At 48.1% G+C, this 14,507-nt stretch carries 24 protein-coding genes and 4 tRNA genes; all 28 read left to right on the forward strand.

All coding sequences use genetic code 11. The features are described 5' to 3' along the window. The first annotated feature begins 44 nt into the window (after window positions 1–44). Window positions 45–791: a Nif3-like dinuclear metal center hexameric protein gene (locus ACFQ1T_RS05215; RefSeq protein ID WP_379074595.1), complete on the forward strand. Its 747-nt coding sequence runs from the start codon at window positions 45–47 to the stop codon at window positions 789–791. A gap of 116 nt (window positions 792–907) precedes the next feature. Continuing rightward, on the forward strand, window positions 908–1,528 hold the full coding sequence (gene petA, locus ACFQ1T_RS05220; protein ID WP_194748749.1) for a ubiquinol-cytochrome c reductase iron-sulfur subunit: 621 nt from the start codon (window positions 908–910) through the stop codon (window positions 1,526–1,528). Window positions 1,529–1,533: 5 nt separating this feature from the next. Continuing rightward, entirely contained in the window at window positions 1,534–2,820 is a 1,287-nt protein-coding gene (locus ACFQ1T_RS05225; protein WP_275357632.1) for a cytochrome b, read from the forward strand. Further along, a complete protein-coding gene (locus ACFQ1T_RS05230) occupies window positions 2,820–3,530 on the forward strand; it encodes a cytochrome c1 (protein WP_313985429.1) in 711 nt (236 codons plus the stop codon). Before ACFQ1T_RS05225 ends, ACFQ1T_RS05230 begins: the two co-directional genes overlap by 1 nt. Before the next feature lie 65 nt (window positions 3,531–3,595). Next, window positions 3,596–4,195, forward strand: coding sequence for a glutathione S-transferase N-terminal domain-containing protein (locus ACFQ1T_RS05235; RefSeq protein WP_194748746.1), 600 nt, complete (start codon window positions 3,596–3,598; stop codon window positions 4,193–4,195). A gap of 61 nt (window positions 4,196–4,256) precedes the next feature. Beyond that, window positions 4,257–4,664, forward strand: a complete 408-nt coding sequence (locus ACFQ1T_RS05240) for a ClpXP protease specificity-enhancing factor (RefSeq protein ID WP_194748745.1) — start codon at window positions 4,257–4,259, stop codon at window positions 4,662–4,664. A 128-nt stretch (window positions 4,665–4,792) separates the two neighbouring features. Further along, window positions 4,793–4,868 (forward strand) — tRNA-Thr (locus ACFQ1T_RS05245). A gap of 62 nt (window positions 4,869–4,930) precedes the next feature. Beyond that, window positions 4,931–5,015: transfer RNA gene (locus ACFQ1T_RS05250), tRNA-Tyr, on the forward strand. 70 nt (window positions 5,016–5,085) lie between these two features. Beyond that, a tRNA-Gly gene (locus ACFQ1T_RS05255) sits at window positions 5,086–5,161 on the forward strand. 20 nt (window positions 5,162–5,181) lie between these two features. Continuing rightward, window positions 5,182–5,256 (forward strand) — tRNA-Thr (locus tag ACFQ1T_RS05260). 122 nt (window positions 5,257–5,378) lie between these two features. Continuing rightward, the gene (tuf, locus tag ACFQ1T_RS05265) at window positions 5,379–6,569 is read left to right on the forward strand and encodes an elongation factor Tu (protein WP_194748734.1); all 1,191 of its coding nucleotides are present in this window, start codon (window positions 5,379–5,381) and stop codon (window positions 6,567–6,569) included. A 58-nt stretch (window positions 6,570–6,627) separates the two neighbouring features. Further along, entirely contained in the window at window positions 6,628–6,936 is a 309-nt protein-coding gene (gene rpsJ / locus ACFQ1T_RS05270; protein ID WP_018986280.1) for a 30S ribosomal protein S10, read from the forward strand. A gap of 137 nt (window positions 6,937–7,073) precedes the next feature. Then, a complete protein-coding gene (gene rplC, locus ACFQ1T_RS05275; protein ID WP_049637763.1) occupies window positions 7,074–7,724 on the forward strand; it encodes a 50S ribosomal protein L3 in 651 nt (216 codons plus the stop codon). Continuing rightward, window positions 7,724–8,350 (forward strand): 50S ribosomal protein L4, encoded by a 627-nt coding sequence (rplD, locus tag ACFQ1T_RS05280; protein ID WP_194748733.1) that lies wholly within the window; start codon window positions 7,724–7,726, stop codon window positions 8,348–8,350. Before rplC ends, rplD begins: the two co-directional genes overlap by 1 nt. Then, entirely contained in the window at window positions 8,347–8,661 is a 315-nt protein-coding gene (gene rplW / locus ACFQ1T_RS05285) for a 50S ribosomal protein L23 (RefSeq protein ID WP_018986277.1), read from the forward strand. Before rplD ends, rplW begins: the two co-directional genes overlap by 4 nt. Before the next feature lie 11 nt (window positions 8,662–8,672). Continuing rightward, on the forward strand, window positions 8,673–9,506 hold the full coding sequence (gene rplB / locus ACFQ1T_RS05290; RefSeq protein ID WP_194748732.1) for a 50S ribosomal protein L2: 834 nt from the start codon (window positions 8,673–8,675) through the stop codon (window positions 9,504–9,506). 5 nt (window positions 9,507–9,511) lie between these two features. After that, the gene (rpsS, locus tag ACFQ1T_RS05295; protein ID WP_018986275.1) at window positions 9,512–9,787 is read left to right on the forward strand and encodes a 30S ribosomal protein S19; all 276 of its coding nucleotides are present in this window, start codon (window positions 9,512–9,514) and stop codon (window positions 9,785–9,787) included. Window positions 9,788–9,797: 10 nt separating this feature from the next. Beyond that, window positions 9,798–10,136 (forward strand): 50S ribosomal protein L22, encoded by a 339-nt coding sequence (rplV, locus tag ACFQ1T_RS05300; RefSeq protein ID WP_194748731.1) that lies wholly within the window; start codon window positions 9,798–9,800, stop codon window positions 10,134–10,136. A 1-nt stretch (window position 10,137) separates the two neighbouring features. After that, entirely contained in the window at window positions 10,138–10,854 is a 717-nt protein-coding gene (gene rpsC, locus ACFQ1T_RS05305) for a 30S ribosomal protein S3 (protein ID WP_194748730.1), read from the forward strand. After that, window positions 10,838–11,254: a 50S ribosomal protein L16 gene (gene rplP, locus ACFQ1T_RS05310; protein WP_055827127.1), complete on the forward strand. Its 417-nt coding sequence runs from the start codon at window positions 10,838–10,840 to the stop codon at window positions 11,252–11,254. Before rpsC ends, rplP begins: the two co-directional genes overlap by 17 nt. A gap of 11 nt (window positions 11,255–11,265) precedes the next feature. Continuing rightward, on the forward strand, window positions 11,266–11,460 hold the full coding sequence (gene rpmC, locus ACFQ1T_RS05315; protein WP_194748729.1) for a 50S ribosomal protein L29: 195 nt from the start codon (window positions 11,266–11,268) through the stop codon (window positions 11,458–11,460). Then, on the forward strand, window positions 11,457–11,714 hold the full coding sequence (gene rpsQ / locus ACFQ1T_RS05320; protein WP_275356359.1) for a 30S ribosomal protein S17: 258 nt from the start codon (window positions 11,457–11,459) through the stop codon (window positions 11,712–11,714). The genes rpmC and rpsQ overlap by 4 nt, the downstream gene beginning before the upstream one ends. A 211-nt stretch (window positions 11,715–11,925) precedes the next feature. Then, window positions 11,926–12,294 carry a 50S ribosomal protein L14 gene (gene rplN, locus ACFQ1T_RS05325; RefSeq protein ID WP_018986269.1) on the forward strand — a complete coding sequence of 123 codons (369 nt, stop codon included), beginning with the start codon at window positions 11,926–11,928 and terminating at the stop codon, window positions 12,292–12,294. Window positions 12,295–12,311: 17 nt separating this feature from the next. Beyond that, window positions 12,312–12,629 (forward strand): 50S ribosomal protein L24, encoded by a 318-nt coding sequence (gene rplX, locus ACFQ1T_RS05330; RefSeq protein ID WP_194748728.1) that lies wholly within the window; start codon window positions 12,312–12,314, stop codon window positions 12,627–12,629. Between the two features lie 8 nt (window positions 12,630–12,637). Beyond that, on the forward strand, window positions 12,638–13,177 hold the full coding sequence (gene rplE, locus ACFQ1T_RS05335; RefSeq protein ID WP_194748727.1) for a 50S ribosomal protein L5: 540 nt from the start codon (window positions 12,638–12,640) through the stop codon (window positions 13,175–13,177). A 3-nt stretch (window positions 13,178–13,180) separates the two neighbouring features. After that, complete coding sequence (gene rpsN / locus ACFQ1T_RS05340; protein ID WP_379074610.1) at window positions 13,181–13,486, forward strand: 30S ribosomal protein S14; 306 nt, start codon at window positions 13,181–13,183, stop codon at window positions 13,484–13,486. A 14-nt stretch (window positions 13,487–13,500) separates the two neighbouring features. Beyond that, a complete protein-coding gene (rpsH, locus tag ACFQ1T_RS05345) occupies window positions 13,501–13,896 on the forward strand; it encodes a 30S ribosomal protein S8 (protein WP_194748725.1) in 396 nt (131 codons plus the stop codon). Window positions 13,897–13,907: 11 nt separating this feature from the next. After that, window positions 13,908–14,441 carry a 50S ribosomal protein L6 gene (gene rplF / locus ACFQ1T_RS05350; protein ID WP_379074613.1) on the forward strand — a complete coding sequence of 178 codons (534 nt, stop codon included), beginning with the start codon at window positions 13,908–13,910 and terminating at the stop codon, window positions 14,439–14,441. Window positions 14,442–14,507 lie beyond the last annotated feature (66 nt).

A 14,507-nucleotide genomic window follows, 5' to 3' on the forward strand; every position in this document is an offset into this window, starting at 1 on the left:
ATAAGTGAATGTCTTTAACAACGACTAGTATATGAGACTCAGAGATGGAATTGAATCTTCTTGTTAGTGAATTGGCTAATTTTTTGCAAGTAAGCAAATTCCAGGACTATTGCCCCAACGGCTTGCAGGTGGAGGGGCGGCCCCAAGTGCGGCGCATTATCAGTGGCGTGACTGCCAGTCAGGCGCTGATTGAGGCGGCCATTGCCGCCAATGCGGATGCGATTCTAGTGCATCATGGCTATTTCTGGCGTGGCGAGCCAGCAGAGGTGACTGGGCTCAAGCGTCAGCGCCTCAAGCGCTTGCTCACACATGATATCAGCCTGCTGGCGTATCACCTGCCGCTGGATGCACATCCGCAGGTGGGAAACAATGTGCAACTGGGACAGGTGTTCGGCTGGCCGGTGACACGCTATCTCGATGATAAGAATATGCTGCCTGTGACCACCTTGCCGCAACCGATGTCGCTGGCGCAGGTGGCAGAGCATGTTGCCCAACGATTGGGGCGGCAGCCACAAGTGCTTGGGGCCCCTGATAAGTTAGTACACACTGTCTCCTGGTGTACTGGCGCTGCCCAATCTTATATTCAACAGGCGGTCACTGCTGGCATGGACCTGTTTATCAGTGGTGAAGTCTCCGAGCAAACCTGGCATACCGTCTGCGAATCAGGCACGGCTTACCTCAGTGCCGGGCATCATGCCACTGAGCGTTATGGCGTCCAGGCGCTTGGGCAGTGGCTTGCACAAACGCATGGCTTGGAGCATGTTTATGTTGAGTTGGGTAACCCTGTTTAATTGATTAATATCAATGACTTATTGAAATAAATTTGGCTTGTTTCTGCGAAAAATGTATAATCGCGACTCAAGTTTTATACTCACTGTTACCTCAAAAGGGTAGATTAAGGAAGCCAATGTCAGAAAACAAAATTGACAACAACTGTTTGTCGTTTTGCCAGCCATCTGAGGTGGATTTGCAAAAACGCGATTTTTTGGTGAAAGCGACTGCCGCCACCGGGGCTGTTGGGGTTGCTGCGGTAGCGGTACCGTTTGTTGGTAGCATGCTGCCAAGTGAACGTGCCAAAGCGGCGGGCGCACCTGTCGAGGTGGATATCAGCAAGTTGAAGCCGGGCGAGAAAATGACGGCTGAATGGCGTGGTCAACCGGTGTGGATCGTGCGTCGTACGCCAGAAATGCTGGATAAGTTGGTCAAGCATGATGACCAGTTGTCGGATCCGAATCTGGAGGTGCCGCAACAGCCTGAGTATTGTAAAAACAAGGATCGTTCTATCAAGCCAGAGTTCGGGGTCATGTTGGGGACCTGTACGCATCTGGGTTGTTCACCAAACGACAACTTTGCAATGACAGCAGACTGGGATGGTGGTTTTGTCTGTCCTTGCCACGGCTCTAAATTTGACTTGGCTGGCCGTGTGTTCAAAGGCTCTCCGGCACCAAAAAATCTGCTGGTGCCGCCGCATCAATATCTGACTGACACGACCTTGCTGATTGGCGATGACAAAAAGGCGGAGGCTTAACTATCATGGCAACGACTAAAAAAACAACTGCCACTGGTTTACTGGGCTGGTTTGATGCCAGATTCCCGCTGACCAGTACCATCAAGGGACACCTTACCGAGTATTACGCACCGAAAAATTTCAACTTCTGGTATTTCTTCGGATCATTGGCTTTGCTGGTGCTGGTGCTGCAAATTGTCACCGGTATTTTTCTGACCATGAACTACAAGCCGGATGCCGAGTTGGCCTTTGCTTCGGTGGAATACATCATGCGGGACGTATTTGGCGGCAACATTATCCGTTACATGCACTCGACCGGCGCCTCCATGTTCTTTGTGGTGGTCTATTTGCATATGTTCCGTGGCCTGATTTACGGATCTTATCGCACGCCGCGTGAGTTGATCTGGTTGTTTGGTGTGGGCATTTTCCTGGTGCTGATGGGCGAAGCGTTCTTTGGCTACCTGCTGCCATGGGGTCAAATGTCTTACTGGGGTGCGCAGGTGATTGTGAACCTGTTCTCAACTGTGCCGTTTATTGGTCCTGACTTGTCTGAGTGGTTGCGTGGTGACTATCTGGTTTCCGATGCTACCCTGAACCGTTTCTTTGCTTTCCACGTGATCGCCTTACCGCTGGTGTTGCTGGGGCTGGTTGCTGTGCATATCGTGGCTTTGCATGAAGTGGGCTCTAACAACCCTGATGGCGTTGAAATCAAGGCCTATAAAGACAAGGCAACCGGTATTCCATTGGATGGCATTCCATTTCACCCTTACTACTCTGTGAAAGATCTGGTGGGTGTAGTTGTCTTCCTGATGGTGTTTTTTGCGATTGTGTTCTTTATGCCTGAAATGGGTGGTTACTTCCTCGAAGCGAATAACTTTATTCCGGCAGATCCTTTGAAAACACCGCCGCATATTGCGCCAGTCTGGTATTTCACGCCTTACTACTCCATTTTGCGTGCAGTGCCGCCTATCGGTATCTCGCAATTCCCTGGTGTGGTAGCCATGGGCTTGTCAGTCGTGGCCTTTGCGTTCTTGCCGTGGTTGGACAAGAGTCCGGTGAAGTCTATTCGTTACCGTGGCAAGTTGTACAAACGCTGGTTGGCTGCTTTTGTGATCAGCTTCGTGATCCTGGGTTATCTGGGAACCGTGCCAGGTGATGTCTGGGGTCAATTTGGACCATGGATGGGTCGTGCAGACCGCGCGACTGTGTTGGCTCGTATTTGTTCAGTGGTGTACTTTGCATTCTTTGTCTTGATGCCTTGGTATACCAAAAAAGATCAAACCAAGCCTGTGCCAGAAAGGGTGACATACTAATGATGAAAAAATTGTTTTTGCAGGCCTTTGCAGGTCTGGCCCTCTTGGCGTCAGTGATGGCGTTTGCAAATGAGGTGCATATTGATGTCAAGGCGCCAATCAAGATGACGGATAAAGCGTCATTGCAGCGTGGTGCCAAGATCTTTGTAAATTACTGTCTGAATTGCCACAGCGCCAACTACATGCGTTACAACCGCTTGCAGGACATTGGCCTGACCGACAAAGAGATTAAAGACAATCTGTTGTTTGCCGGTGAGAAGGTGGGCGAAACCATGCGCATTAGCATGAATCCTAAAGATGCGAAAAAATGGTTTGGTGCTGCACCGCCTGATTTGAGCGTTGAAGTGCGTGCGCGTGGTGCGGATTGGGTGTATGCCTATCTGCGCAGCTTTTACAAGGATGAGTCACGTCCCACTGGCTGGAATAACCTGGTGTTTGACAAGGTAGCCATGCCGCATGTGCTATATGAGTTGCAAGGCGTGCAAGTGCTCGATCACGAAACACACGCCCTTAAACTGGACAAAGCCGGTAAGCTCAATCCGCAAGAGTATGACCAGTTTGTCGGTGATCTGACTAACTTCCTCGCATTTATGGCAGAGCCAGCCAAACAATCCCGTTTGTGGATTGGGGTGGCAGTGTTGCTGTTCCTGTCAGGATTGTTCTTCTTGGTGAAAAAAATCAAAGCCGAATACTGGAAAGATATTCGCTAATTGCCAACCAAGTCTGACACCAAGGCGTGAGGCCTTGGTGTCTTTTTTTATAGGGAAAATAAATTATGATGAGATTGTATTCGGGTACCGTTGATCCTTACAGTCACCGTTGCCGTATCGTGCTGTTCGAGAAGGGCATGGACTTTGAAGTCATTGATGTGGACTTGACCAATAAAACTGAAGATCTGGCCATTTTGAATCCGTATGGTGAAGTGCCGGTGTTGGTCGAGCGTGACCTGGTCTTGTCAGAAGCCAATATCATCAATGAGTATATCGATGAGCGTTTTCCGCATCCTCAGCTTATGCCAGCTGACCCGGTCATGCGCGCACGTGCAAGACTGTTCTTGTATAACTTTGAAAAAGACTTGTTCAGTCATATCAAGGATGTTGAATCTGATAATCAGGAAACCGCGGATCGTGCACGCAAGGTCATTCGCGATAACCTGACGCAGTTGGTGCCGATTTTTGGCAAGCAAAACTACCTGATGGGCGACGAGTACTCCATGCTGGATGTGGCGATCACGCCATTGTTATGGCGTTTAGGGCATTATGGCATTGAGTTGCCAAACCAGGCTTCGCCATTGCTCAAGTATGCCGAGCGTTTGTTCTCGCGCCCAATGTATGCAGAGGCTATGACGCCCTCTGAAAAGGCGATGCGTAAATAACATCAGTCATGCATAAACAGCGCGAATCCATATTCGCGCTGTTTTTTTAAGGAAGTCCAACATGAGTACATTGATTCCGACCACGGCTTATTTGATTCGCGCCATACATGAATGGTGTCTGGATAATAATCTGACGCCGCATTTGCTGGTCAAAGTGGATGCGCAGACGCGTGTGCCGATGGCTTATGTCAAAAATGGCGAGATTGTGCTGAATGTGAACTACACCGCTGTTAAAGATTTGCATATTGATAATGATGCGGTTGTATTCTCTGCACGCTTTAATGGCGTTGCGCAACATATTTATGTCCCGATAAACCGGATCGGAGGCGTATTTGCCAGGGAGAATGGGCAAGGTATGTTTTTTGAAGTTGTGGATGGTGTGCCGCCAGCGCCTGAAAAAATGGTGTCCCCGGTAGCGTCTGCGGTGGATGCGCAAGCGAAAAAGTCACACCTTAAAGTAGTGAAGTAAGGCTGCTGTGCTCGGTGTTTAGCCGATGCTTCATTTTGAATGCAATTTTTTCAACAAAAAATAAAAAAATTCATAAAAGCACTAGATCACATCCCAAAAAAAGTGATATAGTTGCGCCTTCCTGAAATGCCGGGTTAGCTCAGTTGGTAGAGCAGCGCACTTGTAATGCGAAGGTCATCAGTTCGATTCCGATACCCGGCACCAAATTTATGTCAGTAGACATTGACGTTGATGACATAAACCGCGATAATCGCGGTCGATTTTTTGGAGGGGTGGCCGAGTGGTTAAAGGCGACGGACTGTAAATCCGTTCTCTCTGAGTACGCTGGTTCGAATCCAGCCCCCTCCACCAAAAAATGATTGCCTGTAGGTGTTGCTGTAAAGCGGGTTGGTGAGAGCCTTCCTTGGGTGTTCTGCATAGTGCGGGTGTAGCTCAGTTGGTAGAGCACTTGCCTTCCAAGCAAGATGTCGCGAGTTCGAACCTCGTCGCCCGCTCCAACAATAACAAGAGGCAAAACGCCCATGTGGCTCAGTGGTAGAGCACTCCCTTGGTAAGGGAGAGGTCGCGGGTCCGATTCCCGCCATGGGCACCAGATGCGCTCTGTAGTGATATGGGGCTTGGTAAGTAGTCGCGCAAGGGTGCTGTCATCCGCGTCGCATAATTTGTGAAAACAATATTATTGGCTTTATTTAGTACTAATAAAGGAAAAACATCATGGCAAAAGGCAAATTTGAACGTACCAAGCCACACGTGAACGTTGGTACGATTGGTCACGTTGACCACGGTAAGACAACATTGACAGCGGCGATCACCACAGTGTTGACCAAGAAATTTGGTGGCGAAGCAAAAGCTTACGACCAAATTGACGCGGCACCAGAAGAAAAAGCACGTGGTATTACCATCAACACAGCACACGTTGAGTACGAGACTGCAAGCCGTCACTACGCACACGTTGACTGCCCAGGCCACGCCGACTACGTTAAAAACATGATTACCGGTGCTGCCCAGATGGACGGCGCGATCCTGGTATGTTCCGCTGCTGACGGCCCTATGCCACAAACACGTGAGCACATCCTGTTGGCACGTCAAGTTGGCGTACCATACATCGTTGTGTTCCTGAACAAAGCCGACATGGTTGACGACGCTGAGTTGTTGGAACTGGTTGAAATGGAAGTGCGTGACTTGCTGAGCAAGTATGACTTCCCAGGTGATGACACCCCAATCATCAAAGGTTCTGCTAAATTGGCCCTTGAAGGCGACCAATCAGAAATCGGCGAACCAGCGATCTTCGCATTGGCTGACGCATTGGACAGCTACATCCCAACCCCAGAGCGTGCCATCGACGGTACCTTCCTGATGCCAGTAGAAGACGTATTCTCTATCTCTGGTCGTGGTACTGTAGTAACAGGCCGTGTTGAGCGTGGTATCGTTAAAGTCGGTGACGAAATCGAAATCGTTGGCCTGAAGCCAACCTTGAAAACCACCTGTACTGGTGTTGAAATGTTCCGTAAACTGCTGGACCAAGGTCAAGCAGGTGACAACGTAGGCGTACTGCTGCGCGGTACCAAGCGTGAAGAAGTTGAGCGTGGTCAAGTGCTGGCTAAATCCGGTTCTATCAAACCACACACCAAGTTCACCGCTGAGATCTACGTGTTGGGTAAAGATGAAGGTGGTCGTCATACACCATTCTTCAACGGCTACCGTCCACAGTTCTACTTCCGTACCACTGACGTGACTGGTGCAGTTGAATTGCCAGCAGGTACCGAAATGGTGATGCCAGGTGATAACGTCTCTATCACTGTGACATTGATCGCGCCTATCGCGATGGAAGATGGTCTGCGCTTCGCGATTCGTGAAGGTGGTCGTACCGTTGGTGCTGGCGTCGTTGCCAAAATCATCGAGTAATTCTTTTTATGAGCGGCAGGAGTATCCTGCCGCTTTTTGCTCTTTTTAAGGAAAAAACATGGCAGCTCAAAAAATTCGTATCCGTCTGAAAGCATTTGACTATCGTTTGATCGACCAATCTGCTTTGGAAATTGTGGATACTGCGAAACGTACTGGTGCAGTTGTAAAAGGTCCAGTGCCATTGCCAACACGTATCGAACGCTTTGACATTCTGCGTTCACCACACGTGAACAAAACCTCCCGTGACCAGTTTGAAATCCGTACCCATCAGCGTTTGATGGATATCGTTGATCCTACAGACAAGACTGTAGATGCATTGATGAAATTGGATTTGCCAGCTGGCGTAGATGTAGAAATCAAGCTTTAATTTTTAAAGTTGTCATTAGAAATAACCTTTTCGAAAGAAAAGGTTATTGTCAAATCAAGAATAGTTCGGTATAATCCGCGCTCTTCGGTGGACGGTCAATTGTAATCGTTCACTTTAACTATTATAAGGAACTGATCATGAGCTTAGGGCTTATTGGTCGCAAGGTGGGCATGACCCGCATTTTTACAGAAGAAGGCGCAAGCGTTCCTGTAACAGTGCTGGAAGTGATTCCTAACCGCGTGACACAAGTAAAGACAGTCGCAACTGATGGTTATACTGGCCTTCAGGTTGCTTATGGTGAGCGTCGTGCTAGCCGTATCAACAAAGCGTTGACTGGCCATTATGCCAAGGCTGGCGTTGCTGCCGGTGCTGGTATTAAAGAATTCAATGTGGCTGAAGATGTATTGGCTAACTTCCAAGTGGGTGGCAATGTCACTGTAGACATTTTCTCCGTTGGTCAGTTGGTTGATGTGACGGGTACTTCCATCGGTAAAGGTTTTGCCGGTGCGATCAAGCGTCACAACTTCTCCTCTAACCGTGCATCTCACGGTAACTCACGTTCGCACAATGTACCGGGTTCTATCGGTATGGCGCAGGATCCAGGTCGAGTATTCCCTGGTAAGCGCATGCCTGGTCATTTGGGTGATGCTAAAGTCACAACCCAAAACCTGGAAATCGTCCGTGTAGATGTGGAGCGTAACCTGTTGTTGATTAAAGGTTCCGTGCCTGGCTCCAAAGGTGGCAATGTCGTTGTACGTCCAGCCATCAAAGCGAAAGGGGCTAAATAATGGAATTGAAACTTATCGATCAAAACGGCAAGGTTGCTAAAAAAGGCGTAGATGCCTCTGATGTGACGTTCGGTCGTGAATTTAATGAGTCATTGGTGCATGAAGTGGTTGTTGCCTACATGGCAAACGCTCGTACTGCAACCCGTGCTCAAAAAACACGTGCTACTGTTGCCCACACGACACACAAGCCGTATGCACAAAAAGGTACTGGTAACGCCCGTGCCGGTATGGCATCCAGCCCGATTTGGCGCGGAGGCGGTCGTGCATTCCCAAATAGCCCTAACGAAAACTATAGCCATAAGGTGAACCGTAAGGCTTACCGTGCTGGTATGCAGACGATTTTGTCTGAACTGGTGCGTCAGGACCGTTTGAAGGTGGTAGACAGTTTCACTGTTGATACGCCAAAAACGAAACAATTTGTACAGAAAATCAATGCTCTGGGCATCGATGGCGGTGTTTTGCTGTTGACTGATGGTTTTGATGAGAATTTGTACTTGTCTTCCCGTAACCTGCCAAACGTATTGGTGGTTGAAGCGCAATATGCTGACCCAGTAAGTCTGGTGCGTTTCCCTAACGTTTTGGTCACAGCCGGTGCTGTGAAGAAACTTGAGGAGATCTTGGCATGATTACCGCAGCTACAAAAACACAAGATCGTTTGTTGCAAGTGATTTTGGCTCCACAAATTACTGAAAAAGCAACATTCATTGCTGACAAGCATCAGCAAATTGCTTTTAAAGTGCGTACTGATGCGACCAAGCCAGAAATTAAGGCTGCTGTTGAATTGGTGTTCAAGGTCGAAGTCGCTTCTGTGTCTGTGATTAATGTCGCAGGTAAAGTGAAGCGCGCTGGTCGTCGCATGGGTAAACGTAGTGACTGGAAAAAAGCTTATGTGAGCTTGAAGCCAGGTCAAGAAATTAACTTCGCAGCTGGCGAATAAGGAGAGAAGACATGGCATTAGTTAAAGTCAAACCAACTTCCCCCGGTCGTCGCGGTGTATTGAAAGTCATTACACCAGATTTGCATAAAGGCAAGCCTTACGCGCCGCTGTTGGAAAGTCAAAGCAAGAACGCAGGTCGTAACAATAACGGCCGTATTACCACTCGTCATCAAGGTGGTGGTCATAAGCAGCATTACCGTATTGTCGACTTCCGTCGCAACAAAGATGGTATTCCTGCAACTGTTGAGCGTATCGAATACGATCCAAACCGTACAGCAAACATTGCTTTGTTGTGCTACGCGGATGGTGAGCGTCGTTACATCATTGCGCCACGTGGCATCGCTGCCGGTGCGCAACTGTTGAGCGGCTCTGAAGCGCCTATCCGTGCTGGTAATGCTTTGCCACTGCGCAATATTCCAGTTGGTAGCACCATTCACTGCATCGAGATTCAGCCAGGTAAAGGTGCCCAAATCGCCCGTTCAGCCGGTACTTCTGTCCAGCTGTTGGCACGTGAAGGTTCTTATGCTCAGTTACGTTTGCGCTCTGGTGAAGTTCGCCGTGTGCACGTGGATTGCAAGGCAACCCTGGGTGAAGTGGGTAACGAAGAGCATTCATTGCGTTCTATCGGTAAAGCTGGTGCGATGCGCTGGCGCGGTATCCGTCCAACCGTACGTGGTGTGGTGATGAACCCGGTTGATCACCCGCACGGTGGTGGTGAAGGCCGTACTGCTGCCGGTATGAACCCTGTGTCACCATGGGGTCAGAAAACTAAGGGTTATCGTACTCGTAAGAACAAGCGTACCGATAACATGCGCGTAAGTCGTCGTCCGAGAAATGTAAGGTAATCGCTATGGCACGTTCTATTAAAAAAGGTCCATTTGTGGATGCACATTTGGCGAAGAAAGTCGAAACCGCTGTTGCGGGTCGCGATCGCAAACCAATCAAAACTTGGTCGCGTCGCTCGACAGTTTTGCCAAATTTCATTGGTTTAACCATCGCAGTGCACAACGGCAGACAGCATGTGCCTGTGTTGATTTCTGAAAACATGGTTGGTCACAAGCTCGGTGAATTTGCGTTGACACGCACATTCAAGGGTCACGCGGCTGATAAAAAAGCGAAGAAGTAAGGGGCTGATAATGCAAGTGACTGCAGTTTTAAAAGGCGTACACCTTTCTCCGCAAAAAGCGCGTTTGGTGGCTGACCTTGTGCGTGGCAAAAAAGTTGATCAAGCACTGAATATCCTGGCATTCACGCCCAAGCGTGGTGCTGAGATCATCAAAAAAGTGGTTGAGTCAGCCATTGCTAACGCTGAACATAACAATGGTGCTGATATCGATACGTTGAAGGTGACTTCAATTTATGTCGATAAAGGCTTGGTGATGAAGCGTATCCGTGCACGTGCAAAAGGTCGCGCTGGTCGTATTACGAAGCCAACCTGTCATATTCATGTGACAGTCGGTGACTCAAAGGAATAATATGGGACAGAAAATTCATCCAATTGGGTTCCGTTTGAGCGTTCAGAAAAACTGGGCCTCACGTTGGTACTCTAACAGCCAGAACTTCCCTGCGATGTTGCAAGGCGACATCAAAGTGCGTGAGTTCTTGAACAAGAAACTGGCAAGCGCTGCTGTAAGCAAAATTATTATCGAGCGTCCGGCTAAAAACGCAAAAATTACAATTCACAGTGCCCGTCCAGGTGTTGTGATTGGTAAAAAAGGTGAAGACATCGAGTCTTTACGTTCTACTCTGCAAGGGTTGATGGGCGTGCCTGTTCACCTGAACATTGAAGAAGTGCGTAAGCCAGAGTTAGATGCAACATTGATCGCACAGTCGATTGCTCAGCAATTGGAAAAGCGTGTGATGTTCCGTCGTGCCATGAAACGCGCCATGCAAAATGCAATGCGTTTGGGTGCACAAGGCATCAAGATTATGAGTTCCGGTCGTTTGAACGGTATCGAAATTGCACGTACAGAGTGGTATCGCGAAGGTCGTGTGCCTCTCCATACACTGCGTGCTGATATCGACTATGGTGTGGCAGAAGCTTCTACCACCTACGGTATTATCGGGATTAAAGTTTGGGTATTCAAAGGCGAGATTTTCGGTGACAACGCTGCTGCTAATGCTGCGGTTGCCGATGCTGAGCCAGAGAAAAAAGTAAGAAAGCCGAGGGCTAAAGATGCTGCAACCAGCTAGACAGAAATACCGCAAGATGCAAAAGGGTCGTAATAAAGGCATTGCGACTACTGGTAACAAGGTAAGCTTTGGTGAATTTGGTTTAAAAGCGATTGGTCGTGGTCGTTTGACCGCACGCCAGATTGAAGCTGCCCGTCGTGTGATGACTCGTCACATTAAACGTGGTGGTCGAGTTTGGATCCGTGTGTTTCCTGACCAACCAATCTCTAAAAAACCAGCTGAAGTGCGTATGGGTAATGGTAAAGGTAGTGTTGATTACTACATCGCTCAAATTCAGCCAGGCAAAATGTTGTACGAGATGGATGGCGTGAGCGAAGAGTTGGCTCGCGAAGCTTTCAAATTGGCTGCTGCTAAGTTGCCAATTGAAACTACATTCATGACCCGTCAAATTGGCAGTTAAGGAGTAGTTAAATGAAAGCTTCAGAATTCAGAGCAAAATCGGCAGATGAGCTCAATAACGAGTTGGTAGAGTTGCGTCGTGCGCAGTTTTCATTGCGTATGCAATTGGCGACTCAACAATTGAACAAAGTGGATCAGCTGGCTAAAGTGCGCAAAGATGTTGCTCGCGTCAAGACCGTGCTGGCTGAGAAGGCGAAACAGGCATGATGACTGAAAAAGCGAAAGTTGTACGCAGTTTGACTGGCCGCGTCGTAAGCAACAAGATGGATAAAACCGTGACTGTGCTTGTCGAGCGTAAAGTGAAACACCCTTTGATTGGTAAAGTGGTTGTGAAATCGAACAAGTTCCATGCACATGATGAAAACAATGCATGTAACGAAGGCGATGTTGTGACGATCACAGAAACCCGCCCATACTCCAAGACCAAAACTTGGATCGTAAGCAAAATCGAAGCTAAATAAGGCTTCAAATATATAAAACCGGAAAAACGCTTGTCATAAGCGTTTTTTTGGTTGTATAATGTTGGACTTTTCGGTGCCCGCCTTAGTTGGCATGTAGCTGGCACCCCAATACTGACCGTGGTCTATTGGCCTTAACGTGTTTTTTGGGCGCAAGTTCAAAAAGCGGGCGGCTGGTAGTGGTTATAACGGATTAAGTTGGAGATTATTTCTCATGATTCAAATGCAATCTCGGCTGGAAGTGGCCGACAACACTGGTGCGCGTTCCGTTCAGTGTATCAAGGTCTTGGGTGGTTCCAAGCGTCGTTACGCCAGCATTGGCGACATCATTAAGGTCAGCGTGAAAGATGCTGCTCCGCGTGGTCGCGTCAAGAAAGGTGAAATCTACAACGCTGTGGTTGTGCGCACTGCTAAAGGTGTTCGCCGTCCAGATGGTTCGTTAGTTAAATTTGATGCCAATGCTGCAGTGTTGTTGAACAACAAGCTGGAGCCGATTGGTACACGTATTTTTGGCCCTGTGACACGTGAATTGCGTAGTGAGCGCTTCATGAAGATTGTTTCACTGGCGCCTGAAGTGTTGTAAGGCTTGGAGACAATCAAATGAGCAAAATTCGCAAAGGTGACCAGGTCATTCTGAATACAGGTAAAGATGCAGGCAAAACAGGCACTGTTTTGAGCGTCTTGCCAAGCGGCCATGTAGTGGTTGAAGGTTTGAATGTAGTGAAAAAACACACTCGTCCTAACCCCATGCGTGGTATCACTGGTGGCATCATCAGCAAGGAAATGCCGGTTGACGGCTCCAATGTGGCGATTTACAACGCTGCAACACAAAAAGCTGATCGTGTTGGTTTTAAGGTACTGGAAGATGGTCGCAAGATTCGTGTATTCAAATCTAGCGGCGAGTCTATCGACGCATAGGAATAAATATGGCACGTTTAAAACAGTATTATAACGATACAGTAGTGGCCAAATTGACAGAACAATTTGGTTATACCTCTCCAATGCAGGTGCCTCGTATCGAAAAAATTACCCTGAACATGGGTGTGGGCGAAGCCGTTGCTGACAAGAAAGTCATGGAAAATGCGGTGTCTGATATGCAGAAAATTGCCGGTCAGAAACCTATTGTGACCAAGGCTAAAAAGTCTGTGGCTGCATTTAAAATCCGTGATGACTATCCTGTTGGTTGTAAAGTAACTCTGCGTCGTGAGCGCATGTATGAGTTTCTGGATCGTCTGATCACTGTGGCTATTCCACGTATCCGTGACTTCCGTGGTATTTCCGGCAAATCATTTGATGGTCGTGGTAACTACAACATGGGTGTAAAAGAGCAGATCATTTTCCCGGAAATCGAATACGACAAGATCGATGCGCTGCGCGGGATGAATATCACAATTACCACAACAGCAAAAACAGACGAAGAAGCGAAAGCTCTTTTGGCTGCGTTTAGTTTCCCTTTCAGAGGTTAAGTCATGGCAAAAGTATGTATGACAGAGCGCGAGCAAAAGCGTCGCGAAACCGTTAAAAAATTTGCAGCTAAACGAGCTGAATTGGTTGCTACTGTGAATGACCAGTCTGCCAGTGTTGAAAATCGCATGGCTGCACGTTTGAAATTGCAAAGTTTGCCACGTAATTCCAGTCCTGTTCGCACACGTAATCGTTGTGCTTTGACTGGTCGTCCACGTGGTGTGTTTAGTAAATTTGGTATCGCACGTAACGAGTTGCGTAAATTGATGATGGCTGGTCACGTACCAGGTGTCACCAAGGCCAGCTGGTAACGGAGGAATAGAACATGAGTATGAGTGATCCGATTGCCGATATGTTGACCCGTATTCGTAACGCGCAACGTACGAATAAAACAACCGTTTCAATGCCTGCTTCCAAGTTGAAGGGTGCAATTGCAAATGTGTTGAAAGATGAAGGTTATATCGACGATTTCAACGTTCAAAACAATGACGGTAAGCCAGTTTTGAACATTAGCCTGAAATATTACGCAGGTCGTCCAGTGATTGAGAAGATCGAGCGCGTATCCAAGCCAGGTTTGCGTGTTTATAAAGGTAGCGAAAATCTGCCTAAAGTAATGAACGGTTTGGGTGTGACGATTGTTTCAACATCCAAAGGCGTGATGACCGATCGTAAAGCACAAGCTGCCGGTATTGGTGGCGAAGTTCTGTGCATCGTGGCCTAAGGAGAATCAATATGTCACGTGTTGCTAAAAATCCGATTGCAATTCCTGCGAAAGTAGAAGTTGTAATCTCAGCCTCAGAAGTCGCGGTGAGCGGCCCTTTGGGTAAGTTGACTCAAGCGTTGTCTGCTGATATTTCAGTGGTTCGCGAAGGTGAGCAGTTGTTGGTTCAAACGAATAGTGAAACACAGCATGCAAGAGCGATGTCAGGTACAACCCGCGCATTGCTGGCCAATATGGTGCAAGGTGTTTCTGCCGGGTTTACCCGTAAGCTATCACTGATCGGAGTGGGTTACAAAGCCAATGCTCAGGGTTCTACCTTGAACCTGGAGTTGGGCTATTCCCACCCAATCAACCATAAAATGCCTGAAGGCGTGACTGTACAGACACCTACTCCTACTGAAGTAGTGTTGACAGGCGCCAACAAGCAAGTGGTTGGTCAAGTGGCTGCTCAAATTCGTGCTTACCGTGCACCAGAGCCTTATAAAGGTAAAGGTGTTCGTTATGCGGACGAAGTGGTGGTCATCAAAGAGACCAAGAAAAAATAAGTAAGACACTTGTAGGTTACAGCTCCTAATTAGAAGCTCGCCTGAACAGTGATTCAACATTAAAGG

It is taken from the genome of Methylophilus glucosoxydans, from assembly GCF_042676145.1.
GTDB lineage: Bacteria > Pseudomonadota > Gammaproteobacteria > Burkholderiales > Methylophilaceae > Methylophilus > Methylophilus glucosoxydans.